The following is a 724-nucleotide window of genomic DNA, read 5'->3' as shown; positions in this document are numbered from 1 at the left end:
ACCACGGTTAATGTATGCCTAACAAGGGTTTTCAAGTCGGACAAAAAACAGTTGGCTTTTTGCTCGTACCTCGCTTATTTTAGCCAACAATTTTTTGCCGCTTAAAACGGCGTTAGGTTTCATGGAGAAAAAATTGAAATACACTCTTTTTTTAATAGTTTTTTGTTTGTTTGGATGTGCCACAACTGAAGAGAGATCGTATTCTCAGGTGGTATATTCTGAAAATGAACTAGATTCACCCAATGCATGGATTATCAAAATAGATCCCAAATACCCTATTGATCAGTTTAATAGCAACACGGAAGGCTATATTAGATTTACGGCTGTTGTTAACGAGAATGGCTCGTTGGAAAACATCAATATTCTAGAATCAGTACCCAAGGGGGTATTTGATGAGTACGGGATCAATGCTCTCGAAAAATGGCGTTTTAAACCTGCTACTAAAAATGGTAAGCCTGTTAAATCAACTTACTCGGATAAACTGGTGTGGCAGTTGCGGCAATGAAACCTAACAAATGCATCAAACCTCACTGCGTTCGTGGGGACACCTACTCGCTGGCTGGCGCTTCGCGCAAGTTTAGCCAGCAAGTAGCTGCCCTTTATGCAAAGCGTTAGGCATACAAGGAGAGTTCAGTGAAAAAATTAACTTTAGTATTCATATCCCTTATTTTATCTTTTTCAAGTTCTGCAAATGAAAAGTTCACGGCAGATCAATTAATCGAGA

The 724-nt window shown here is 39.2% G+C and carries 1 protein-coding gene; it reads left to right on the top strand.

All coding sequences use genetic code 11. The annotated features are described in order from the left end of the window. Window positions 1-133 precede the first annotated feature (133 nt). Window positions 134-505, top strand: coding sequence for an energy transducer TonB (locus OCI93_RS20945; RefSeq protein WP_261627263.1), 372 nt, complete (start codon window positions 134-136; stop codon window positions 503-505). The last annotated feature ends 219 nt before the right edge of the window (window positions 506-724 follow it).

The organism is Pseudoalteromonas holothuriae (assembly GCF_945859825.1).
In the GTDB taxonomy this organism is placed as follows: domain Bacteria; phylum Pseudomonadota; class Gammaproteobacteria; order Enterobacterales; family Alteromonadaceae; genus Pseudoalteromonas; species Pseudoalteromonas holothuriae.
This window is presented reverse-complemented; position numbering and strand designations above follow the sequence as displayed.